At 49.4% G+C, this 24,021-nt stretch carries 21 protein-coding genes and 1 other annotated feature; of the genes, 18 read left to right on the forward strand and 3 right to left on the reverse strand.

Going from position 1 to position 24,021, the window contains the following annotated elements:
• Window positions 1-19: 19 nt before the first annotated feature.
• From argC to DW931_RS06990, 9 genes are all read left to right on the forward strand, one after another.
• The gene (argC, locus tag DW931_RS06950; protein ID WP_118482042.1) at window positions 20-958 is read left to right on the forward strand and encodes an N-acetyl-gamma-glutamyl-phosphate reductase; all 939 of its coding nucleotides are present in this window, start codon (window positions 20-22) and stop codon (window positions 956-958) included.
• Between the two features lie 128 nt (window positions 959-1,086).
• Window positions 1,087-2,295 carry a bifunctional ornithine acetyltransferase/N-acetylglutamate synthase gene (argJ, locus tag DW931_RS06955; protein ID WP_118482043.1) on the forward strand — a complete coding sequence of 403 codons (1,209 nt, stop codon included), beginning with the start codon at window positions 1,087-1,089 and terminating at the stop codon, window positions 2,293-2,295.
• Between the two features lie 17 nt (window positions 2,296-2,312).
• Window positions 2,313-3,161, forward strand: a complete 849-nt coding sequence (gene argB, locus DW931_RS06960) for an acetylglutamate kinase (RefSeq protein ID WP_233430166.1) — start codon at window positions 2,313-2,315, stop codon at window positions 3,159-3,161.
• A gap of 31 nt (window positions 3,162-3,192) precedes the next feature.
• Entirely contained in the window at window positions 3,193-4,371 is a 1,179-nt protein-coding gene (locus DW931_RS06965; protein WP_118482044.1) for an aspartate aminotransferase family protein, read from the forward strand.
• A 2-nt stretch (window positions 4,372-4,373) separates the two neighbouring features.
• A complete protein-coding gene (argF, locus tag DW931_RS06970; RefSeq protein ID WP_022358782.1) occupies window positions 4,374-5,276 on the forward strand; it encodes an ornithine carbamoyltransferase in 903 nt (300 codons plus the stop codon).
• 347 nt (window positions 5,277-5,623) lie between these two features.
• Entirely contained in the window at window positions 5,624-6,043 is a 420-nt protein-coding gene (locus DW931_RS06975; RefSeq protein WP_118482045.1) for a C-GCAxxG-C-C family protein, read from the forward strand.
• A 292-nt stretch (window positions 6,044-6,335) separates the two neighbouring features.
• Window positions 6,336-6,673: a binding site (T-box leader), on the forward strand.
• An 85-nt stretch (window positions 6,674-6,758) separates the two neighbouring features.
• Window positions 6,759-7,838, forward strand: coding sequence for an ABC transporter substrate-binding protein (locus DW931_RS06980; protein WP_243015265.1), 1,080 nt, complete (start codon window positions 6,759-6,761; stop codon window positions 7,836-7,838).
• Window positions 7,839-7,930: 92 nt separating this feature from the next.
• Window positions 7,931-8,836, forward strand: a complete 906-nt coding sequence (locus tag DW931_RS06985; protein WP_118482046.1) for an ABC transporter permease — start codon at window positions 7,931-7,933, stop codon at window positions 8,834-8,836.
• 47 nt (window positions 8,837-8,883) lie between these two features.
• Complete coding sequence (locus DW931_RS06990; RefSeq protein WP_117796464.1) at window positions 8,884-9,678, forward strand: ATP-binding cassette domain-containing protein; 795 nt, start codon at window positions 8,884-8,886, stop codon at window positions 9,676-9,678.
• 94 nt (window positions 9,679-9,772) lie between these two features.
• On the opposite strand, the gene DW931_RS06995 is transcribed toward DW931_RS06990, so the two are convergent.
• Both DW931_RS06995 and nhaC read right to left on the reverse strand, forming a co-directional pair.
• Complete coding sequence (locus tag DW931_RS06995) at window positions 9,773-10,651, reverse strand: MBL fold metallo-hydrolase (protein ID WP_022358555.1); 879 nt, start codon at window positions 10,649-10,651, stop codon at window positions 9,773-9,775.
• A gap of 155 nt (window positions 10,652-10,806) precedes the next feature.
• Window positions 10,807-12,195 (reverse strand): Na+/H+ antiporter NhaC, encoded by a 1,389-nt coding sequence (gene nhaC, locus DW931_RS07000; RefSeq protein ID WP_107000099.1) that lies wholly within the window; start codon window positions 12,193-12,195, stop codon window positions 10,807-10,809.
• Window positions 12,196-12,670: 475 nt separating this feature from the next.
• On the opposite strand from nhaC, the gene DW931_RS07005 reads away from it, so the two are divergent.
• Together DW931_RS07005 and sigK are read left to right on the forward strand one after the other, a co-directional pair.
• Window positions 12,671-14,008, forward strand: a complete 1,338-nt coding sequence (locus tag DW931_RS07005) for an MATE family efflux transporter (protein ID WP_118482047.1) — start codon at window positions 12,671-12,673, stop codon at window positions 14,006-14,008.
• 133 nt (window positions 14,009-14,141) lie between these two features.
• The gene (gene sigK / locus DW931_RS07010; protein ID WP_022358454.1) at window positions 14,142-14,771 is read left to right on the forward strand and encodes an RNA polymerase sporulation sigma factor SigK; all 630 of its coding nucleotides are present in this window, start codon (window positions 14,142-14,144) and stop codon (window positions 14,769-14,771) included.
• A 118-nt stretch (window positions 14,772-14,889) separates the two neighbouring features.
• On the opposite strand, the gene galE is transcribed toward sigK, so the two are convergent.
• Complete coding sequence (gene galE, locus DW931_RS07015; protein WP_118482048.1) at window positions 14,890-15,915, reverse strand: UDP-glucose 4-epimerase GalE; 1,026 nt, start codon at window positions 15,913-15,915, stop codon at window positions 14,890-14,892.
• 361 nt (window positions 15,916-16,276) lie between these two features.
• Between galE and DW931_RS07025 the strand changes: the two genes are divergently transcribed.
• The 7 genes from DW931_RS07025 to DW931_RS07055 all read left to right on the forward strand — a co-directional run bounded on the left by DW931_RS07025 (window position 16,277) and on the right by DW931_RS07055 (window position 24,019).
• Window positions 16,277-17,899, forward strand: a complete 1,623-nt coding sequence (locus DW931_RS07025; RefSeq protein WP_118482050.1) for a putative DNA modification/repair radical SAM protein — start codon at window positions 16,277-16,279, stop codon at window positions 17,897-17,899.
• 20 nt (window positions 17,900-17,919) lie between these two features.
• Window positions 17,920-18,717 (forward strand): TIGR03915 family putative DNA repair protein, encoded by a 798-nt coding sequence (locus DW931_RS07030; RefSeq protein WP_118626935.1) that lies wholly within the window; start codon window positions 17,920-17,922, stop codon window positions 18,715-18,717.
• A 329-nt stretch (window positions 18,718-19,046) separates the two neighbouring features.
• The gene (locus tag DW931_RS07035; protein WP_118482051.1) at window positions 19,047-19,340 is read left to right on the forward strand and encodes a hypothetical protein; all 294 of its coding nucleotides are present in this window, start codon (window positions 19,047-19,049) and stop codon (window positions 19,338-19,340) included.
• Window positions 19,341-19,523: 183 nt separating this feature from the next.
• Window positions 19,524-19,916, forward strand: coding sequence for a GntR family transcriptional regulator (locus tag DW931_RS07040; protein ID WP_107000076.1), 393 nt, complete (start codon window positions 19,524-19,526; stop codon window positions 19,914-19,916).
• Window positions 19,903-20,802 carry an ABC transporter ATP-binding protein gene (locus DW931_RS07045; protein WP_022358565.1) on the forward strand — a complete coding sequence of 300 codons (900 nt, stop codon included), beginning with the start codon at window positions 19,903-19,905 and terminating at the stop codon, window positions 20,800-20,802. The genes DW931_RS07040 and DW931_RS07045 overlap by 14 nt, the downstream gene beginning before the upstream one ends.
• 4 nt (window positions 20,803-20,806) lie before the next feature.
• The gene (locus DW931_RS07050) at window positions 20,807-23,194 is read left to right on the forward strand and encodes a DUF6449 domain-containing protein (RefSeq protein WP_207664442.1); all 2,388 of its coding nucleotides are present in this window, start codon (window positions 20,807-20,809) and stop codon (window positions 23,192-23,194) included.
• Between the two features lie 249 nt (window positions 23,195-23,443).
• Window positions 23,444-24,019: a zinc ribbon domain-containing protein gene (locus DW931_RS07055; RefSeq protein WP_118482053.1), complete on the forward strand. Its 576-nt coding sequence runs from the start codon at window positions 23,444-23,446 to the stop codon at window positions 24,017-24,019.
• The last annotated feature ends 2 nt before the right edge of the window (window positions 24,020-24,021 follow it).

A 24,021-nucleotide genomic window follows, 5' to 3' on the forward strand; every position in this document is an offset into this window, starting at 1 on the left:
AGGAAACGGGGGACGAACAATGGCGAAACCGAAGATTTATATAGACGGAAAAGAAGGAACAACCGGGCTGCAGATTTACGATCGTCTGGCGAAAAGAGAGGACATCGAGCTGCTTCTGATCGATGAGGCAAAGCGCAAGGACACGGAAGAGCGAAGAAAGCTGATTCATGCGGCGGATATCGTATTCCTGTGCCTGCCGGATGCGGCAGCGGTTGAGGCAGTTGCACTGGCGGAAGGTTCTGGGGCGCGCATCATTGATGCATCTACCGCGCACCGGACAGCCAAAGGATGGGCGTACGGCATGGCGGAACTTTCAAAGGAGCACCGCGAGGCGATCAAAACATCCAGCCGGGTGGCGAATCCAGGCTGCCATGCAACTGGATTTATCACTTCCGTTTATCCGCTGGTGGCGCAGGGGATCATCCCGAAGGATTATCCGATGACAGTCTTTTCCCTGACCGGCTATTCCGGCGGCGGTAAAAAGATGATTGCCGAGTATGAATCGCCGGAGAAGCCGCAGAGCTATTTCGCACCCCGTATTTATGGTCTGACGCTGAAACATAAGCATCTACCGGAGATGCAGAAGGTCTGCGGACTTGATTATCCGCCGGTCTTTAGTCCGATCGTGGATGACTACTATAAAGGAATGGCGGTCACGATCCAGCTTCAGAACCGCCTCTTAAACGGCGGGCCGACCGCGGAAGATATTTATGAGAAGCTGGCTGGCTGGTATGACGGACAGAAGCTCATTAAGGTACATCCGTTTGGATATGACGGTATGATCGCGGCGGCAGATATGGCAGGTCGAGACAGTCTGGAGCTGATTGTCAATGGTCACGGGGAACAGACCATGGTGACGGCGCTCTTTGATAATCTTGGAAAGGGTGCTTCAGGCGCAGCCGTTCAGAACATGAACCTGATGCTCGGATTTGAGGAGACAGCTGGACTGGCACTATAGAAAAGTGCTATAATAAAAGAACGGCAGATGGTTTTTTTAGATATTTTGGGGTTGAGAGATAAAACCATAAAATAGCTGCGGGGGACTATAGACGCGAAGTTATATAAAAATGACAGGAGGAATGTCATATGAAGATAATCGAAGGCGGTGTTTGTGCTGCAAAAGGATTTAAAGCGGGCGCGATGCGCTGTGGAATCCGCAAATCTCATACAAAAAAGGATCTGGCGATGATCCTTTCGGACTGTGTCTGCAACGCATCGGCGGTTTATACGACCAACCGCGTCAAGGCATCACCGATTTTACTGACAAAGGAACATCTGGCCGACGGAAAGGCACAGGCGGTTATTGTCAATTCCGGTAATGCGAATGCGTGCGCTCCGTTTGGCATGGAGAATGCAAGAAGACAGGCAAAGGCAGGCGCGCGAGCGCTGGGCGTTTCGGAGGAAAATGTAATCGTAGCATCGACCGGCGTCATCGGTCAGACGCTTCCGGTTGAGGCGATCGAGGCTCATGCAGGCGAGATGGAGATGAAATATGACAACTCCCTGGTAGCTGCAGAAGCGATCATGACGACCGATACAAAAGTGAAGACGATCGCTGTTGAATTTGATGTAGATGGAACAACCTGCCACATCGGCGGTATCTGTAAGGGTTCCGGCATGATTCACCCGAATATGGGAACGATGCTGTGCTTCATCACAACCGATTGTGCAGTCAGCAGCGAGATGATCCGCAAGGCGCTGTTATTCAATGTAAAACGTACCTTCAACCGTGTGACTGTTGACGGCGATACTTCCACCAACGATATGTGTACCGTTCTGGCAAATGGTATGGCTGGCAATGCGGAGATTACTGCAGAAGATCCGGCATATGAGGCATTCCGCGAGGCATTGCAGACGGTTATGCAGGATCTGGCTCGTAAGATTGCGGCAGACGGCGAGGGCGCAAGCAAGCTGATGACCTGTACCGTGAAGGGAGCGAAGGACGAGGAGACAGCCGAGGTACTGGCAAAATCCATCGCCGGTTCTTCCCTGACCAAAGCAGCAATGTTCGGTTCCGATGCGAACTGGGGACGCGTTCTCTGCGCGATGGGCTATTCCGGAGCTGAGTTTAACACGGAGAAAGTGTTAGTCGAGTTTGCTTCCAAAGAGGGCAGCATTGCGGTCTGTGAGGACGGCAGAGGACTTGATTTTGATGAAGATCTGGCAAAGAAAATCTTAAGCCAGGATGAAGTGGAGATCAATGTAACACTTCAGGAAGGCAGCGGAAGAGCTACCTGCTGGGGATGCGATTTGACCTATGATTATGTGAAGATTAATGGAGATTATCGGACGTGATGAAAACAGGATCAAAAATGAGCGCAGAAGTCCTGGTAGAGGCACTGCCTTATATTCAGGAATATGCAGGTAAAATTATCGTTGTAAAATACGGCGGAAACGCCATGATTAATGAAGATTTAAAGCAGGCGGTGATCGAGGATATCGTCCTTTTAAATCTGGTAGGAATCAAGGTCGTGCTGGTACACGGCGGCGGTCCGGAGATTTCGGAGATGCTCAAAAAAACCGGAAAAGAGTCTAAATTTGTCAAAGGTCTGCGCTACACAGACCGCGAGACGATGGATATTGTCCAGATGATTCTCTGCGGCAAGGTTAACAAAAACCTTGTTTCCCTGTTTGAGAAAGCAGGCGGACATGCCGTTGGTCTGGGCGGCATGGACGGCGGACTCTTCAAGGCGATCCAGTTAGTCGATCCGGATGGAACGGAATACGGCTATGTGGGAGATATTAAAGAAGTCAATGAGAAAGTCGTTCTCGATGTTTTAAATGAGGGCTTTATCCCGGTTGTTTCCTCCGTGGCAGCAGGCATGGACGAGGAGACAAACTATAACATCAATGCAGATACGGCAGCGGAGAAGCTGGCGGTGGCACTGAAAGCGAAAAAACTGATTCTTCTGACGGATGTATGCGGTCTGATGCGCGATCCGAAAGACGATTCGACACTGATTCCGAGACTGAAAGTTTCTGAGGTTCCGGCGCTTATCAAAGAGGGTGTGATCTCTGGCGGCATGATTCCGAAGGTGGACTGCTGTGTTGAGGCAGTACGCCAGGGTGTAGAACGTGCCAATATCCAGGATGGTCGTGTGCCGCACTCGATTCTGGTCGAGCTTTTGAGCGATGACGGTGTAGGAACCATGTTCTCGTAAACAAAGTTTGAAAGATGCATGGAGGATTTTTATGACATTTGAAGAAATCAAACAGGGCGAAGAAACTTATATTATGCACACATACGGACGTTTCCCGATTGCGCTGGATCACGGAAAAGGCGCGACGCTGTGGGATACGGACGGAAAGAAATACATTGATCTGACCTCTGGCATCGGTGTCAACAGTCTTGGCCATGACAACGAGGCGCTGACGACTGCGGTATCGGAGCAGGCACATAAGCTGATGCACGCCTGCAACCTGTATTACACCGAGCCGATGGTGCAGGTAGCAAAGAAGTTGGTCGATGCAGCCGGAATGGGAAAAATCTTTTTTGCAAACTCCGGTGCGGAAGCCAACGAGGGCATGATCAAGCTGGCAAGAAAGTATTCCTTTGACAAATACGGCGAGGGAAGAAATAAGATTATCACGCTGAAACAGTCCTTCCACGGACGTACCGTGACGACATTAAAGGCAACCGGACAGGACAAGTTCCATCAGTATTTCTTCCCATTCACGGAAGGATTTGATTATGCGGCAGCCAATGATATCGAAGACATGAAGCGCAAGATTGATGATACGACCTGCGCTGTCATGATGGAGATGATTCAGGGCGAGGGCGGCGTCCTTCCGCTTGATAAGAAATTTGTACAGGCAACTGCCGAGATCTGCAAGGAGAAGGACATCCTGCTTCTGATTGACGAGGTTCAGACGGGCATCGGACGTACCGGAAGCCTGTTCTGCTATGAGCAGTACGGCGTTCAGCCGAACATCATCAGCATGGCAAAAGGACTCGGCGGCGGCGTTCCGATCGGTGCTGTCATGGCGGATAAGAAATGCCAGGATGTACTGGGCGCCGGTACGCACGGTACAACCTTCGGCGGCAATCCGCTCTGCTGTGCGGCTGCCAATACCGTATTAGATATCGTAAATAAGCTGGAATTCCTGAAATCGGTTCAGGAAAAGGGCGAGTACCTGAAAAAGGAGATTTTAGCGATCGGTTCTCCGAAGGTAAAAACCGTTCGTGGCATGGGACTGATGTTAGGCATCGTAGTGGACAAAGACGAGAGAGCTGCGATGGTCAGTCAGCTGATGGAGAAAGGCGTCCTGGTTCTGACAGCCGGTACAGAGGCGATCCGTCTGCTTCCGCCGCTTGTTATCACGAAAGAGGAGATGGACGAGGCAATCGCTGCTATGAGGGAGGTATTTTAGACATGAAGCATTTATTAAAGCTGTTGGACTGCACACCGGAGGAGATTACCTCGATTCTGGATCTGGCAGATCAGTTAAAATATGAGCGGAAACATCACATTTCACATCGTCTTCTGGAGGGCAAATCCATCGGTCTGATTTTCCAGAAGTCATCCACCCGTACCAGAGTTTCGTTTGAGACCGGTATGTTCCAGCTCGGCGGACAGGCACTGTTCCTTTCCTCCCGCGACTTACAGATCGGACGCGGTGAGCCGGTACAGGATACCGCACGCGTACTCTCCCGTTATCTGGACGGCATCATGATCCGTACCTACGAGCAGAAAGAAGTGGAGGATCTGGCAAAATACGGTTCTATCCCGATCATCAACGGTCTGACTGATTTCTGCCATCCGTGCCAGGTACTGGCTGATCTGATGACGATCCGTGAGAAATACGGCGTACTGAAAGGGCTCAAGATGTGTTACATCGGCGACGGCAACAACATGGCGAACTCCCTGATCGTAGGCGGTCTGAAATCGGATATGCAGGTATCTATCGCAACTCCGGATAATTACCGTCCGGCGAAAGAAGTGCTGGATTTCGCAGCTGGCAATGACGCATTTACACTGGTAAATGATCCGATCAAGGCAGTGGAAAATGCAGACGTTGTCATCACAGATACATGGACTTCCATGGGTCAGGAAGAAGAGAAGAAGATCCGCCAGCAGGCATTCCAGGGATATCAGATCAATGATGAACTGATGGCTGCGGCAAAACCGGGGGCGATGGTAATGCACTGTCTGCCGGCTTACCGTGGACAGGAGATTACCGAGAAGATCTTTGAAGAACATGCGTCTGAGATCTTTGAAGAGGCGGAAAACCGGTTGCATGCCCAGAAGGCGGTTATGGTTACGCTGATGAAATAGAAATATATAGAAATGCATAAAAATGGCAAGGTGACGCGCCAGAAGCCAAATGCCCTCCGTTGCGGTTTCGGAGCCGGTAACACTAGGCTTGCATAGATTTGTTAAAAGCAGAGTCCAAAATACAAACTCGCTTCGCTCAGACAGGTGTATTTTGAACTCTAACACAAATCTCTGCGAGCCAAGAGTTACCAAGACTCCTGCAAATGCAACGGAGGGCATTTGGCTTCTGGCGCTGTATGTTGTATGCTTTTTGGGGTGTTTAAAAAGTGGGAATGTATGTTATAATTGGCATAAATAGTACAATATAAAAAATTTAGCAGATTAAGAAAATTTTAGGAGGTATCAGTATGACAAAAGAGGAGATTTCAGCGCGTCAGCAGCAGGCGGCTCAGTTTCATGCAATGGGGTATAATTGTGCCCAGTCGGTGGCGTGTGCGTTTGCGGATAAGGTGGATTTGGACAAGGTGGCGCTGTTTAAGGTGACGGAGGGGCTTGGTCTTGGCATGGGCGGCATGAATGGTACCTGCGGGGCCATTTCGGCGGCGACTGTGCTGGCGGGGCTGAAGGATAGTACCGGGGATCTGGAGCTGGCGAATTCGAAGGCGGTTTCTTATAAGGATGCCAGAGAGTGCATCGCGCGTTTCCTTGAGAAGAACCAGAGCGTGGTCTGTAGGGATTTGAAGGGTGTGGAAACGGGAAAGGTGCTGCGTGCCTGTCCGGACTGCATCAGCGATGCGGTGGAGATTATCGGAGAAGTATTGTTCTAATATATCCTCACAAATTGGCACGTTTGAAACTGCAAGTGCCGTACAGCAACGCGCGGGCAGCCGATTTTGTTACTGTTCACGCATACGTGCCCAGTAACGGAATTTGCCGTGGCTTCGCATTTAAATACGGCAAATTCCTGCTGCCACCACGTTTTCTTACGGCACTTTCGGTTCCAAAAGTGCCTACCTGTGAACAGTAACCCGATTTTGCCGATGATAAAGAAAAATTCGAAAATAGGGTTGACAACTTAAAAACATAGTGGTAAACTATGAAAAAATTAAATACGACACTACAAAGTCAATGAACAAAACGAGTACATACAGAGGTACATCACAGAGAGCCGGGCTTGGTGGAAACCGGTATGAAGGGCTGTATGGAATGGATTTGGGAGATGCGAGGTGAAAGAGTGATTCGAGTAGCTGCAGCCGTAGCTCTGCGTTAAAGGGTAGGGTATCGAGAGCATATCTGATTTCGCATTATCAATCACGTCTATGTTTTCCGTACCGTAGAATGAGTCAGACTGGATGGCAGATATTTTCCATTGTGTGAGAATATCTGCTTTTTATATATAAAGTTTGAAGGTCTGAGAACAGGGGTGGCACCACGATGTTTGTTTATTCGTCCCCGGCGCAGGAGTTTGTCTGCGCCGGGGATTTTATATTTCGTTGGGAATCAAAATCAGCAAGAGCCAGGATGGCGGAAAGGGAGAGTATTATGAGAAAAATGAATGGATTTGGAATGATGGCAAAAAGAGGCACAGCAGCAGCGATGGCAGCGGCAATGGCATTGACGATGGCAGGCTGTGGCGGCTCGAATGCGGCAGAGACGACAGCAGCGGCTGATTCTGAGGCGGCTTCTGAAAATGGAGATACATCGGAGGCAGCAGCCAGCGAGGCAAAGGGCGATATCAAGGTTGGCGTGATCCAGATGATTGATAACGGTGCATTTGCAGATATGCGCGATGGTTTCTCGGAGGAGCTGACTGAAAAATATACAGGTGGTAAAGTCGATATTGTTTACAAAAATGCACAGGGCGATGCGGCAGCGCTGAATACCATCTGCCAGGAGATGGCAGACAGCGGTGTTGACCTGATTGCAACGATTGCGACTCCGGCGACTCAGGCGATGGTAAACCTGGAGACGGATATTCCGGTATTCTTTATCGCTGTTTCCAATCCGGTCGGCGCGGGTGTCATTACCGATATGGAAAAGCCGGATAAGAATGCAACCGGTACTTCCAATGCGATTCCGGTTGAGGATATTTTCGCACTGAGCGATAAGCTGACACCAGATTGTAAGACCTACGGAATGTTGTATAATACAAGTGAGATCAATTCCGTCAGCACCGTGGAGAATGCAAAAAAATATTTAGACGATCAGGGACTTTCCTATAAAGAGGCGGTTGTTACGAACTCATCTGAAGTACAGCAGGCGGCACAGTCTTTAGCGGGCGAGGTTGACGCGATTTTCGTACCGAATGACAGTGTCATCCAGAGTGCAATGCCGATGGTAACGGAAGTGGCAAGAGATGCGAAGATTCCGGTATATGGAAGCTCCGCTGTTATGGTTGATTCCGGTGCATTTGCAACGATTGCGATCAGCGATACCGAGATCGGCGCACAGACCGCAGATATGGCACTGGAATACTTAAACGGAACTGCGATGGAGGATATTGCAACTGTTGTGGTACCGGCTTCCAATATGGTAATCAATCAGGATACAGCCGATGCACTGGAAATCACATTCTCGGATGAGGTGCAGAACGAGGCAACCTTTGTAAAGGATGCGGAGTAAGATATAGAGCAGTCTGGCTGGTACACACATTCATTGATTGTGGAAATTTGCGGAGTAATTACAAACGAACTTGAAAATAGGAGGAAGCACACATGACACTGGTGATCGGATCCCTGCAGTTGGGATTTTTATATGGAATACTGGCGCTTGGAATATACGTCACATTCCGCATTTTAAATATTCCGGATCTGACGGCGGAGGGGAGTTTTACGCTGGGACTGGCAGCCTCGGCAGTCTGCACGCTGGCGGGGCATCCGGTTGCCGGGGTCGTGGCAGCAGCTGTGGCCGGGGCGCTGGCTGGCTGTGTGACAGGCGTACTCCAGACGAAGATGGGGATTCATGCGGTATTAGCTGGCATCCTCACAATGTGCGGGCTTTACACCATCAACCTGATTGTGATGGGAAGCAGCCCGAATATTTCCCTCATCAATGTTCCGACCATATTTAAAGCGGCAGAAAGCCTGGGACTTTCAAAGGAGGCGGCAAGACTTGTGATTGCGATCGCGGCAGCAGCAGTCTGCCTGGTGCTGCTGATTCTTTTCTTCCGGACGCATCTGGGACTCTGCATCCGGGCGACGGGCGATAATGAGGCGATGGTGAGCGCGTCCTCCATCAATGTAGACGCGATGAAAATCACGGCGCTGGCATTCAGCAATGCACTGGTAGCGGTCAGCGGCGGTCTGATTGCCCAGTATCAGGGATTTGCGGATGTAAACTCCGGTTCCGGTATGCTGGTCGTAGGTCTGGCATCGGTCATCATTGGCGAGGTGATTGTTGGAAAAAGAGGTCTGGAAATCGGATTTTTTTCCTCGATTTTCGGTTCGATCATCTACCGTTATATCATCGCAGCGGCAACCAAGAGCCAGATTTTTCCGGCATATGCGTTAAAACTGGTATCAGCGTGCATCGTAGCGGCGGCGCTGGCGCTTCCGGCGATCCGTTATCAGATGGGGCTTTCAAAGATGAAGCGGACGAGAGAAAAAGATATGTGTAAATAATAACCTGGAAAGCAGTTACAAACAGGGATAAAAGATGGAGATGTACTATGTTAGATGTAAAACAGGCAACCAAAGTATTTTCCGCTGGTACGGCGAGCGAGCACCACGCTTTGAACGGACTGGACCTGCATCTGGATGATGGGGAGTTCGTGACGATCATCGGTTCCAACGGAGCGGGAAAATCGACGCTTTTTAATGCGATCTGCGGCAATTACTGGCTGGATCAGGGACAGATTTTCCTGGATGGTCAGGATATCACTTTTCTGTCGGAGCATCGTAGGGCGCGTCAGATCGGGCGCGTGTTCCAGGATCCGATGAAAGGAACGGCGCCACATCTGACGATCGAGGAAAATCTGGCGCTGGCATATACCCGGAAGGATCGGAAGCCATTTCGAAGTGCGGTCCGCAAACAGGAAAAGGATCTATTCCGGACAGAGCTTGAGAAGTACCATATGGATCTGGAAAACCGTATGAAGACGAAGGTAGGGCTTCTGTCAGGTGGTCAGAGACAGGTTGTGACGCTTCTCATGTGTACGCTTGTCATGCCAAAGCTCCTTCTTCTGGATGAGCACACAGCGGCGCTTGACCCGGCGACGGCGGATAAGGTCATGGAGATCACGCGGTCGATTGTGTCGGAAAACCATCTGACGACGCTGATGATCACCCACAATCTGTCGCAGGCGCTCACGACCGGAAATCGGACGATCATGCTCGATGAAGGCCGGATCATCCTGGATCTGGGCGGTGAGGAGAGAGCGAAAATGGGGGTGAATGACCTTTTAGACTGCTATGCGGAGAAAAAGAAGAAGGCATTTGATAATGACCGGATGATGTTGGCGTAGAAGATAAAACGAAATGGGGATGTAAAAAAATTCGATTGAGTTTTTACATTCCCATTTTGTTTAGGGACTTATTTCACAGCCCCTTAAATTTTTCTTAGAATACATCTAAATCCTGTCCATTTACAACGGCACCTTCATATCCGGCATCACGGATTTCCTGCAAAATGGCGGTGTTTCTGCGCGCCATCTCAGCCTCGACATCGCGGGTGTTGTCCTGGATTTCCATGTGATAGATACGGTGGTAGGTAACCAGAAGCCGCGGGTGCGCTTTGGCGGCAATCTTTGCCAGATCAACGCTGAGAGTGTGAACTTCCTGGTGGTATTTCTGCCATTTTGGCTCTCTGGCGGAGAGTCCGGCGGTGTACTCGACCTCATGGAGGAGAATATCGCAGCCTTCCGCTTTCTGCGCCACGATCTCAAGCGGAGCCGTGTCACCGCTGATCACGATCACCTTATCCGGTGTTGTAAACTTAAATCCGTAGCTTTCAAGCGTACCGTGGCTGACTGGAAATGCCTCAACCGTCACGCGGTCATCCTGATAAATGATACCAGGCTGGATATCGGTAGTTTCGACTTTGTAGCCATTTTCGTTGGCTTTTTCAAAGCCGTGGATACGGAAGTCGATGTCCGTCTCATATGCTTTTAAAATATGTTCGGTCATGTTCTGGATGCCTTTTGGACCGAATACTTTCAGCGGCTTCGGGCGTTCCAGCACCCACGGGGTAAAAATGAGATCCGGATAGCCGGCCGTGTGGTCGGTGTGCAGATGTGTGCAGAATGCGATCATCAGCCGGTCCGGGCGCAGGGCATCAATTCCCTGTTGGTATGCTTTCGCCGCCTGACGGACAACGCCAGGACCAAAATCTACAAGATAAGCGCGGTCGCCTACGACAACTGCAGAAGAAGGACCGCTGGCATTCGGGCAGGCATTCGGGGTACCGGTTCCGAGAAGTACAAGCTTTGTTTCCATCATAAATATTCATCTCCTAAATTCATATGTAATATATTTTGCGCGAAATCATGAAAAAAGTTCGGGCAAATTAGATGTGTTCAGCCTTTGCACAGGTAAACACTGTGTCAAAGGCTGAATATATGTTTCGATCCTTTTGTTTTCATCAAGTGAAAGGTTTAATTTTGAGCGTCGTCTGTATGCCGGATGGAGATTCCCGTAAATCCATAGAAAATACTGAACAAAGGAGTTAAGTACAGTAAGAACAGGTATGGGAAAAATACTGACCAGGCAACGCCGAGGGTTCCAGACATGTATACACAGTAACCGTGCCACGGAATCATCGGACCGGATAAAGTACCTGCGTCCTCAAGGGTACGGGAAAGGATTTCCGGTGCGATTTTTCTGGATTTGAACAGCGGTTTCATCATATTTCCAGTCAGGACGTGGGACATCGGCTGGGAACAGCTGATTAAGCTGGTTACATAGCCGACTAAAAGGCTTGCTGCAATCAGGCTGCCATCGCTGTTGATGTGATTTACGATGGCGTTTAAGAGATTGCCGAGAACGCCGAGGCGATCCAGCATACCGCCCATACCAACTGCAAAGCAGATGATTGCCACATACTGAAGCATGCTGCTCATACCGCCGCGGTTTAAGATGGTCTGTAAAATACCTTCCTCAATGCTGGTACTGTATCCGTTGTAAGCAACACGGATGATACTCTGCAAAGTTGCGCCCTGATAGAAGAAAGAGACAGCTCCGGCGCAGATGGCGGAAAGACCAAGGGAGACAACCGCGTTTACTTTGCATAAAAGCAGAATAATGATTGCGATGGCTGGCAGCAGAGTGATGAAGCCAAGTTTAAACTCACCTTGCAGGGCATCGATGTATGTCAGAAGATTTCCAGTTTCATAGTTTCCTGAAGTCTGGCTGATGCCAAGAATTACAAAGAGAACCAGGCTGATGACAAAGGTCGGAAGCGTGGTCCAGAGCATGGAACGCACGTGGTCGTTTAATTTAGAGCCAGCAACCGCTGGAGCCAGGTTGGTTGTGTCGGAAAGCGGGCTTAATTTGTCACCGAACATCGCGCCGCAGATGACAGCACCTGCCACCATGCCAGGATGGATGCCCATCGCGTTGCCGATTGCCATCATGGCAACACCGGCACTGCCGACGGAACCGTAGGAGGTTCCGGTCACAAGGCTTAATACGGCACAGAAAATCAGGGTCAGAGGCAGCAGCCAGGTCGGGTTGATCAGTTTTAAGCCGCCGACAATGATGGTTGCAATCGTGCCGCTTTGCAGCCAGGTACCGATCATAACGCCGATTGCCATGAGCAGGCACAGGGTAGGAACGACAACCCGGATCGCGTCGTAAGCGCCGTTTACAACATGCTCATAATTTATGCGTAATACCTTACAAAACAGATAGATGATGATCCAGCTCATAAATAGTCCAATCATCGGTCCGCCCGTTTTCAGCCGGATGCAGACTGCAACCGCTCCGATGATCAGGAGCAGAAGCAGAAGCGACTGAGGCATGTTTAATTTTTTGTCTTCGCTCATAACATAGTTCCTCCCTAATGTGAAAGTTGTGCTTTTTTGAATTTAATGCGTTGAGGTTTAACGCGTTAAATTGTAAATTTATTTTCATTATACAGAATAATTCCGAAAAAATCAACCGTAGGAATAATAATTATTTGGCTCAAGGGGAGAGTATTCACGGGTAGGCACTTTTGGAACCGAAAGTGCCGTAAGAAAACGTGGTGGCAGCAGGAATTTGCCGTATTTAAATGCGAAGCCACGGCAAATTCCGTTACTGGGCACGTATGCGTGAACAGTAACGGAGAAGAGGTGCAGGTGATGTCCCGTGATGTGAAGAATTATGATATAATGAGCGCAAGTGAGCCAGAAAGCTGCTTGCAGATTTATGGCGAACGGCGAATGGCGATCACGATAGCTGCGTCAGCAGCGGTAAGCATCGAAGATGCGAATCGTGATATAATGGCAGAATTACTTAAAAATTTGACAGGAGAATGTTATGGAACAGAGGATTCAGTTATCGGATCATTTCGGTTTTGGGAGATTGATCCGGTTTACAATTCCATCTATTTTAATGATGATTTTTACCTCCATTTACGGAGTGGTAGATGGATATTTTGTATCGAATTTTGTAGGAAAAACGCCGTTTGCGGCGGTCAATTTCATTATGCCGTTTCTGATGGTCGTAGGTGCCATGGGATTTATGTTCGGCACGGGTGGAAGTGCCCTGCTCGCCCGGATTATGGGCGAGGGCAGGCGTGAGAAGGCGCAGGAGATTTTTTTCCTTCTGATCGCTGCGACCGTTGTTTCTGGTCTGGTAATTGCGGTTATCAGTATTCTGTTTTTACCGCAGATCGCTGCCTTTCTTGGCGCGAAGGGAGAGATGCTGGCGGACTGCATCCGGTATGGACGGATCATTCTGGTGGCGCTTCCGTTTTTAATGCTGCAGTATGCGTTTGGCAGCCTTTCCGTGACGGCGGAGAAGCCGAAGCTGGGGCTGATTGTAACGATCATTTCGGGTGTGCTCAATATGACGGGAGATGTTCTGTTCATGGGAGTGTTCCATTGGGGAATTGCCGGAGCGGCGATGGCGACTGCGATGGGACAGATCATAGGCGGAACGATACCGCTGGTTTATTTCCTGCGGAAGAACAGCAGCAGCCTGCGCCTTCGCAGACCAAAGTGGGATGGAGGAGCGCTCAGACGTGCCTGCATCAACGGTGTATCGGAATTGATGAGCAGTATTTCTATGTCCATTGTCGGCATGCTGTATAACGCGCAGCTGATGCGCTACGCGGGAGAAAACGGAGTCGCAGCTTACGGAACCATCATGTATGTGGACTTTATTTTCCTTGCGATTTTCATCGGTTATGCGACCGGCGTAGCTCCGGTTATCAGCTATCACTACGGCGCAGGAAATAAAAAGGAGCTAAATAACCTGCTAAAGCGCAGTGTGGTTCTGATCGCGGCGGCGTCTCTGAGCATGCTGCTGCTGTCCGAGGTGATGGCGGCACCGTTGGCAGCTATTTTCGTAGGATATGATGCCGGGCTTCTGGACATGACGGTACATGCGTATTCCATTTATGCGGTTTCGTTCTTATTCTGCGGTTTTTCCATTTTCAGTTCCGCCTTTTTTACGGCGCTGGGAGATGGACTGACCTCGGCGCTGATAGCTTTTTTGCGTACTCTTGTGTTTGAAAGTGCATCGGTTATCATTCTGCCGCTGCTCCTGGGCCTGAACGGAATCTGGGGCGCAATTATCGTGGCGGAGTGTATGTCCGTGACGGTGTCAGTTATCTTTTTGGTGGCAAAGAGAAAGAGGTATCAATATTTTTAGACGCAACGGATTAATAACCGGCTGGATGGTATGATTTTTAGCTTCCTTTCTAAAATCGGAAAAGCAAGTGGTGCACTGGAAAAGCCGCCGAAGCATAAACTATCAGTAAGTAAGCTTCAGGGTGGCTTTTTCTTTGCATACATTTCCAAAGCCTTTGACACCTGGAGAGGAACGGTCCTGTCTGGAACGCATGAAAGAGGGAGACCATGAGGCACGCAATACTCTGATAGAGCGAAATTTACGGCTGGTGGCGCATGTGACCAGAAAATATCAGGGTACAGATTATGAAATGGAAGATCTCCTGTCGATTGGCACCATCGGGCTCATTAAAGCGGTCAATACGTTTCATCCGGAGCGGGGATCGCGGTTGGCGACATATGCGGCGAAATGTATCGAGAATGAGATTCTGATGACCTTCCGTGCTGGTAAAAAATATGCAAAGGATATCTCGTTATATGACCCGATCGGGGTAGATAAAGACGGAGAAACCGTCAGCCGGATGGATGTGCTGGAGGCAGAAGGAAAAGAAGTTCTGGAAACCATTATTTTAAAGCAGGAAATTGAACAGCTTTACCGCGCCTATGAGGCGTGTTTAAAAGAAACAGAGAAAATCGTCTTACGCAGCCGGTACGGGCTGTTTGGCGGAAAGGAACAGACGCAGCGGGAGATTGCCGCCAGACTTGGGATTTCGCGTTCTTATGTGAGCCGGATCGAGAAGCGGGCGCTGGAAAAAATGCGGCGGGGATTTGCGGAACACAAATAAAGAACAGAAAAAGCGGCTGGCAGATGTTAGGATGGACATCTGTCAGCCGCTTTTGTCATGTAATAGGAAATTTCCTGGAATTCCCTATTACACAAAGAAGCACATTCTTTATTTTCTTTTAGCCCTCAGAGTCCCGATATCCGTTCGGGTTCATCGACTGCCATTTCCAGGAGTCAGCGCACATCTCCTCAATGCCGTACTGAGCTTCCCAGCCGAGTTCATTTTTCGCTTTGGTAGCATCGGAGTAGCAGGTTGCGATATCGCCGGCGCGGCGTGGCTTGATTTTATAAGGAATTGTTTTGCCGCAGGCTTTTTCGTAAGCCTTGACAACATCGAGTACGCTGTAGCCTTTGCCGGTGCCGAGGTTGTAGATATATACGTCTGGCTTATCGTTAAATTTCTGGAGTGCTTTTACATGACCGACCGCAAGGTCAACTACGTGGATGTAATCGCGCACACCGGTTCCGTCTGGAGTCGGGTAATCATTGCCGAAGACACCGAGACATTTCAGCTTGCCGACAGCAACCTGTGCGATATAAGGAACCAGGTTGTTCGGGATTCCCTTCGGATCCTCGCCGATCAGACCGCTCTTGTGTGCACCGATTGGGTTGAAGTAGCGGAGCAGAACAACATTCCATTCCGGATCTGCCACGTGCAGGTCAGTTAAAATCTGTTCAAGCATTCCCTTTGTCTGGCCGTAAGGGTTTGTGATTTTGCCTTTCGGGCATTCTTCGGTGATCGGGACGAATGCCGGATCTCCGTATACGGTAGCGGAGGAGCTGAAAATGATTTTCTTGACGCCATGATTGCGCATTACGTCGCAGAGAATCAGGGTTCCGGTGATATTGTTGTGGTAATATTCCAGTGGCTTCGCAACGGATTCCCCGACTGCCTTTAAGCCTGCAAAATGAATGACCGAATCGATGGATTCTTTTTCAAAAATCTCATTGACTGCCTCGCGATCCAGCATATCTGCTTTGTAAAAGGTTACATGCTTGCCGGTGATTTTCTCCACGCGGCGTAGCGCTTCCTCACTGGCATTGTAAAGGTTGTCCATGACAACGACCTCATATCCGGCGTTTAAAAGTTCGATGCAGGTATGACTGCCGATGTAACCGGCGCCTCCAGTAACTAAAATAGCCATTGTAAACTCCTCCTTCATCCTACCTATAAGAATAATTTATTCTATACCTTCAATCTTTCTTTATTATAAACGCGGCTTGCGAGGAAAACAATCAGAAATATTGTCATGTGTTATCGAAATTATATTTTAAGAGAAAATTTAAAGGCGGAGATTGGCAAGGTTCGGATACAGTTCTGGCTGCAGATTTTGCTGATTTGGAATGCAAAGCATCGGCAAAATCCCGTTACTGGGCATGCGTGAACAGTAACACATATGGGAATAATGACAGAATGTATGTTCGAAAAAGCTTGCATTTAAAAAGGGAGTATGGTATGATAAATCCAGAACTAATGTTCGGTAGGACGGGAGGAGGCAGAACCTCATGCTGATACAGGAAAATCTTTCAATCGAAGAAAAGTTAAGAATTTTATCGGATGCGGCGAAGTATGACGCCGCCTGCACATCCAGCGGCGTGGGTAGAAAGGGAAAGGAAGGCTTTCTTGGAAACAGCCGGGTGGACGGCATCTGCCACAGTTTTGCCTCGGATGGGCGCTGTATCTCCCTGCTGAAAATTTTATTTACGAACCAGTGCATCTATGACTGTCATTACTGTGTCAACCGTCGGAGCAATGACACGGTCCGTACCTCCTTTACGCCGGAGGAGGTCTGCCGTCTGACGATGGAATTTTACCGGCGCAACTATATAGAAGGATTGTTTTTAAGTTCCGGTGTGCTGGAGACACCGGATCACACGATGGAACTGCTGTATCAGACCTTGTACCGCCTTCGGCGCGTCCATCGATTTAACGGTTACATCCATGTGAAAGCAATTCCGGGGGCAGATCCGGAGCTGATTGAGAGAGTGGGCTTTCTGGCGGACCGGATGAGTGTGAATCTGGAGCTTCCGACGGCTGATGGTCTGGCGCGCCTGGCACCGGGAAAGACGCGGGACAAGATACTGCGCCCGATGCGCCAGATCCAGACTGGGATCGCGAGACAGCTGGAGCAGGAAGGGCGTCTGGAGAGCAGAGGGGCCTGGCTTCCGCAGAAAGAGCGCGGAGAAATTCAGATTCCGGGAGACGGGAGATATGGAATTGGTGGTAAAGCGATAGGAAAAGGGGAAAAGGAATGTCTGCAGGCTGACAAGGGAATTCTGAGTCTGAATCAGACAGAGACAAAGATGGATTGGGGGCGGAATGGAGACAAGATAAAAGGATTTATGAGGTCGAAAGAGCCGGGGGGAACGGATGAAAGGGTTGGAAGGACACATACACCGGAGATCCCCCGTGTCATCCCGGGACGCTCGATCTATGGCAGTTTCGGACTGGGAAATATCTCAAACAGCAAGAATTATTTCGTCCCCGGCGGTCAGAGCACGCAGCTCATTGTCGGGGCGACTCCGGAGAGTGATTATCAGATGGTTGCAGTCGCGGAAGCGCTGTATCGGAATTTTGGATTAAAGAGGGTCTTTTATTCGGCGTTTATCAAGGTGAATGAGGACAGCCTGCTTCCGGATCTTCCGGACGGACCGCCGCTTCTGCGAGAACACCGTCTGTACCAGGCGGACTGGCTGATGCGCTACTATGGCTTCCGGGCGTCGGAACTTCTGAGTGAAAAACACCCTAATTTTAATGTGTTTCTGGATCCGAAGTGCGACTGGGCGCTGCAGAACCTGGGAGAGTTCCCGGTGGAGGTAAACCGGGCACCGTATGAGACGCTTCTGCGGGTTCCGGGCATCGGGGTAAAGTCTGCGATGCGGATTGTCGCTGCGAGAAAGCAGACGGCGCTTCGGTTTGAAGATTTGAAAAAGATGGGAGTTGTGTTGAAGCGGGCGGTATACTTCATTACCTGTTCAGGGCGGATGATGTATCCGGTGCAGATCCATGAGGATGCGATCGCGGCACAGCTAGTCAGTGAAGAAAAGCGGAAGCAGTGGCAGCTGTCACAGAGCGGGCTGTACCGCCAGATGTCGTTGTTTGATGATTTTCATATGGCGCAGGTATGAAACGAACGGAGGAGAGAAAAATGGTTGTATTTGTATGTGAAGACAGTCCGGAAGGCATATTCACAGGAGTATATGATGCCTGGAGCAGCCGCTTGGGGCATGAGAACGTGCGGCTGGAAGTACAGGGCGAATATAATTACAGCCTGTTTTCGGAGTACCGGGAGGTGGCGGTGGATCAGCTCAAGGCGCAGAAAGTCGTGCGCTCGGTGCGCAGATCCCTGTCAGAACTGGCGTACAGCTGGATTTACCGCACGGCACTGAGTGAACGGGATGATCGGGCAGAGGCGGTCTACCGGTTTCTGGTCTGTGGATTTGGCGCAGGGGCAGCAGGGAGACGTATCACGGACAATTTACAGATACCGGCGGTGCAGACAGTCTTTCAGATCAACCGCGCGGTTGCCAATGAAGCGCATTTGCAGATAGAATTTATGCGGTTTGCGGAATATTCCGATCAGGTACTGTTTTCTGAGATTGGTCCGAAAAACCGGGTGACGGCATTGCTGATGCCGTATTTTACGGATCGCCTGCCATCGGAACCATTTATTATCTATGATAAAAATCATCAGGAAGCGGGAGTCTGGACAGGAAAGGGGCGGTGGTATATGATGCGCGGGGCTGAGACAGAACCCCTGCAGGCGCTTTCCGGGAAAACCGATCAGAGCGAATATGCGGCGCTCTGGAGTGCATTTTTTCATCAGATAGGAATTAAGGAGCGGGAAAATCCAGCCTGCCAGCGAACGCGCCTGCCGCTTCGCTACCGGAAATATATGACGGAATTTCAGTCCGGTTCCAGCCGTTCAAATTTGGCTAAATTGTGAACAAATCATAAACACAAAATCGAGAAAATTGTTCATAAAGAAACAAAAAAAGAATAAAAATAAGCTGGAAACCGGGAAAAAGCAGCATTGAAACGAGAAAACTGCCGCATATATATTAAGATTTAAAGACTTGGAAAAATAATGTAAAACCAACAGAAACAAGGATTTTTCTTACGAAAGCTTTCGATTTTTGTAAGAAATATGGGATTTATTTAGTGAATGTTAATTATCTGTTCATATTTTGGACATAATTTGTTTTTATTATAAGTCATGTACCGATGAGGTACAAGAAAACATAAATCGTATGTTTTAAAGAGGAGAGAATAATTATGAGAAAGAATCTTACAAAAACAGCAGCAATCTTAGTTATGAGTGCAATGGTAGCAGCATCTGCTCTGACCGCTTGCGGCAGCAAAGCAGAGGAGACAACTGCAGCAGCAGAGGAGACTGTAGCAGCAGAAGAGACTGAAGCAGTTGAGGAGACTGAGGCTGAAACAGAAGAGACTGAGGAAGTTTCCGAGGAAGAGACCGAAGAGGCATCTGAGGAAGAGACTGAGGCAGTTGAGGAGACTGAGGCTGAAACAGAAGAGACTGAGGCAGCTGAGGAGACACAGGCTCAGTAATCAATCTTTGATTGCAGAAGTTTGTTTCTATTCGGATATAACCAAAAAGGTTGTTAAGAAAATCGTAAGAGGGCAGTCGGTTGACAATCGACTGCTCTTTTTGTATACTATAACTGTATTAAATGAACTAATACACTTATTATTTTTGATACAGGGCAGAATGGAGGAAAGGAGAATGTGAGCATGATTCTGATTGATTATAAAGATCGACGACCTCTCTATGAGCAGATTGTTGAGAAGCTGTCGGATCTGATGGTCCGGGGGATTTTGGAGCAGGACAGTCAGCTTCCATCCGTGCGGAGTCTGGCAACGGAGCTGTCGATGAATCCGAATACGATCCAGCGGGCGTACGCAGAGCTGGAACGCCAGGGATATATTTATTCGGTTAAGGGCAGGGGCAGTTTTGTGGCGGATAACCGGCAGATCCGGGAGAGGAAGCGGCAGGAGATCTGGGATCAGCTGGAACTTCTGATCCGGGATGCAAAAGGAACCGGCATCACGATGCTGGAGTTCCAGGAGCAGGTCATCCAGAGCTATGGAAGTGAGGAAGGAGGAAACAGGAATGATAAAGGCTGAGAATCTGACGAAGCGTTTTTATGATACAGTGGCAGTCGATCATATCCATGCGGAGATTCACAATGGAAGTGTCTTTGGTCTGATTGGAACCAACGGCGCCGGAAAAAGTACTTTTTTGCGGATGGCAGCCGGTATTTTAAAGCCGGACGAAGGAAGCGTTACGGTTGATGATGAGACGGTATTTGAGAATACAAAGGTAAAGGCACGGTGCTTTTATATCCCGGATGAGCCGTATTTCTTAAGCAATGGAACGGCGGAAGATATGAAGGTGTTTTATCAGGGAATTTATCCGAAGTTTGATGCAGCCCGGTTTGATAAACTGCTAAAGAATTTTGAACTGGAAAGCCGGCGGAAGGTGCAGACCTTTTCGAAGGGTATGAAAAAACAGCTCGCTGTGCTGCTGGGCATTTGCGCGGGAACCGATTATCTGTTCTGCGACGAGACGTTTGACGGGCTGGATCCGGTCATGCGGCAGACGGTCAAGAGTCTTTTTGCCAATGATATCGAGGAGCGGAACCTCACGCCGGTTATCGCCTCCCATAATCTGCGGGAGCTGGAAGATATCTGCGACCATGTAGGTCTGCTTCACAAGGGAGGAATGCTTCTCTCAAAGGATCTGGACGATATGAAGTTAAATATTCACAAGATTCAGTGTGTGCTTCCGGCGGGAGTGGGGAGCAGCGATTTGCAGGGAATCGATATTATAAAGACGGAACAGAGGGGAAGTCTCCTGACGCTTACCGTGCGCGGAAAACGGGAAGAAATTCAGACAATTTTACAGGCGTATCATCCGGTGTTTTTTGAAATGATACCGCTTTCCCTGGAAGAGATCTTTATCAGTGAAACGGAGGTGGCTGGTTATGACATCAAAAGGCTTGTTTTTTAAATATATGAGAGAAAATACGAAGCAGCGTCTCTGGAGCGTGGCGCTTACCGCACTTTTGTGCTTTTTTCTGTTTCCGGTCCTGACAGCGCTGGAAACCAGCATAATGCTGCGTCCGGATAACTTGTCTAAAGATCTGAGCGTCGAAGCGGCGTTAGCAGAAGCAAAATTAAAGCTGACCAATGAGATGCTGAATATGTATTCGATCCAGAATGCAATGCTGGTATTTATCCTGATTGTGGCGGCAGTGGTGCTGGCAGCGTCCGGTTTTTCGTATCTCCATTCGAAAAAGAAAACGGATTTTTTTCACAGCCTTCCGATCAGCCGTGAAATGCTTTATACTGTGACCTGCCTGGACGGTATCCTGTATCTGGCAGTCCCGTATCTGGTATTTCTGCTGGCGGCAGGAGTGATGCTGCAGGTAAAGGGCGCACCATTTTCATGGGGAACCCTGTTGATTGGGTATGTACAGCATATGTGCTTTTTTACACTGGTGTACATGACGGTTGTGCTGGCAGTGATTCTGACAGGCAATCTGATCGTGGGTTTACTGGGAACCGGCGTGCTTTTTAGCTGGGGACCGGGTGTGGCTGCAGTGGTATCGACGTATTTTTCCGAATACTTCATGACGTTTTATGACAATGGCAATTTCCTGCTGCGCTGGTGCGAGCGGACCTCACCGGTTTTCTGGTACGGCACGGCAACTGGTTCGGATCATCCTACCCGGATGGCAGTCATTGCATTGGCAGTGGCAGCCCTGCTCTTTGGCCTGGGAATGTTCCTGTACCGGAAACGCCCGTCTGAGGCGGCGGGAAGAGCGATGGCATTTAAGGTAAGTGAGCCGGTGATCCGTTTCCTTCTGGTTGTGCCGATCACGCTGTTTTCCGGAATGATTTTCCGGTCAATCCTGAATGATGATATCTGGACCGTGTTTGGCTTGATCTGCGGACTGCTCATCACCAGCTGCCTGATCGAAATTATCTATCATTTCGATTTTAAGAGCTTGTTTGCGCATAAGAGACAGCTTGTCATCAGTGCGGTGGCAGTGGCAGCCATTTTCTTAGGGTTCCGCCTGGATGTGGCAGGATATGACAGCTATCTGCCGGATGATGACAAGGTTGCATACGCGGGTATTTACTGTGATGCACTGGACAACAATGCGGTAGGGGCTTACCATGTGACTCCGAGAATGTATAGGGATGGCTACAGTGCTGGAATGGAATGGGCGTCCCAGGGAGATGTGGCAGATAAAATGCAGATCTCGGATGAGGATGGAATCCGTGTCCTGCGGGAAATTGGCGCGCAGGGCATCGAGACAGCTTCCAGACAGCGGAAGCATTTGAACGGCGGACAGGATTGGATGAGTGAGACGGATCTGGATTCACGCTATGATTCGATCGTGCTGTCCTGGCATCTGAACAATGGAAAAACCGTTTACCGTAATTACCGCACGATCAATGTATCGGAGCTGCGGGAACAGCTAGATTCCATTTATGAAAATCAGAGCTATAAACTGGGAATGTACCCGGTGCTGTCCCTACAGGCAGACGATGCCGCAGGCGTCAATTACAAAGAGGAAGAGGACTGCAGCCATGTGAAGCTTCCGGATGAGCAGACGAAGGCGGCACTTCTTGCTGCATACCAGAAAGAGCTGATGGCTCTGACGCCGGATATGCGCCGGGAGGAGATGCCGATCGCGGAGATTCAGTTTAAGACAAATGAGATGCAGGCGATGATTGATGTGATTCGTAAAAATGGCGGCTATTATGACACATTTAACCAGTTTGATTATTACCCGATTTATCCGTCCTTCCAGGAGACGATCGCGATTCTGAAACAGTGTGGTACCGAGGTCGGCAGCAAGGTGACGCCGGAAAATACAGAAAAAATCGTGCTTCAGTATCAGGGCGGCAAGATTCCAGAGGATCAGCTGGCACCGGCAGATACAGAGCTTGGAAAATGCCAGCGGGAGTATCTTCAGAATAACAGCAGACGCGAGGTAACGATTACAGATCCGGAACAGATTGCAGAAATTCTTGCAAACTCCGCTTCGGATGATATGGTGCAGATCAATCAAATGGCGGAGGCATATCAGGGGATCAATATTGCAGTATATGTGTCCGGTACAGAGGACACAGGGGCAGTTTCAGAGGATGATTTGAGGGATTCGGTAAATTCAATGGAGGAAAATGAGATAGGTCAGACATATACGGTGGATGCCGGTCAGAATGTCCTGTATGATGGGGAATATGCGGCGGACTATGAAATGGATGAATCGGGTCAGTATGGCATCTACCAGCGCTCGTTCCGCTATGGCAAGGTTCCGGAGTTTGTGAAATCGACCTTCGGCCTGACACCGGAATTGATGCGGCTGAACCGGGTGTTTGCGTATTAAAAAAGCTGCCTGGAGTTGATTCAGGGATGCAAAAGATTGACTTTCTCCCCCGTAGGGGCTAAAATAAAGGGAAACGTAGCGGTTCAGCCGGTTTATGTATTTGATGCAAAAACCGGCTGAATCGTTATGAGAAAATAACAGACGCTTTGGTTTTGCATGAACCTGCCTTTAGATTTAGAACAGCGATGCGCCGTCACATCAGGCAGAACAAAATTTGAGGCGTACATATCCCGCAGAGGAGGAAGAAATATGGCATTTTTCGATGAGCTTGGAAAGGTGATCAGCGATAAGAGCAAGGAAGCTGCGAACCGGGTAAAGGACATTACAGGCGTATTACAGCTGAAATCGAAGTTGTCCGCCGAGAAAGATAAGATTAATAAGGCATATATCACACTGGGAAAAGCATACTATGACAGACATGAGGGCGAGCTGGAAGGGAAATTCGCAGATGAGTTCCATACTATCCAGGCTGGGCTTGTGAAGATTGCGTCCCTGGAGGATGAGATTGCCGAGTTAGAGGGCACAAGAGTCTGCGCGGAGTGCGGCGCAAAGGTGGAGAAAAATGCGGCATTCTGCAGCCGGTGCGGTGCGCCGATGGATTCGACGACATCTGCAGATGTGCATGAGCCGGAAGAACCGGAGGAGATGCAGGAGGCTATCTTTGAAGAGAAGGATGAAGCTGCAGCAGATAAGGCGGTTGACAACGCAGAAACAGAAAGCGCGGCTGGTCCAGACGCGGATTCCGCGGATGCTTCGGACTCTGTTTCGGAGAACACCACCGATACTGCGGCACAGAATGAAAATAACAGCGGGGAGCAGGCATAATT

It is taken from the genome of Clostridium sp. AM43-3BH (assembly GCF_003479985.1).
GTDB lineage: Bacteria > Bacillota > Clostridia > Lachnospirales > Lachnospiraceae > Otoolea > Otoolea fessa.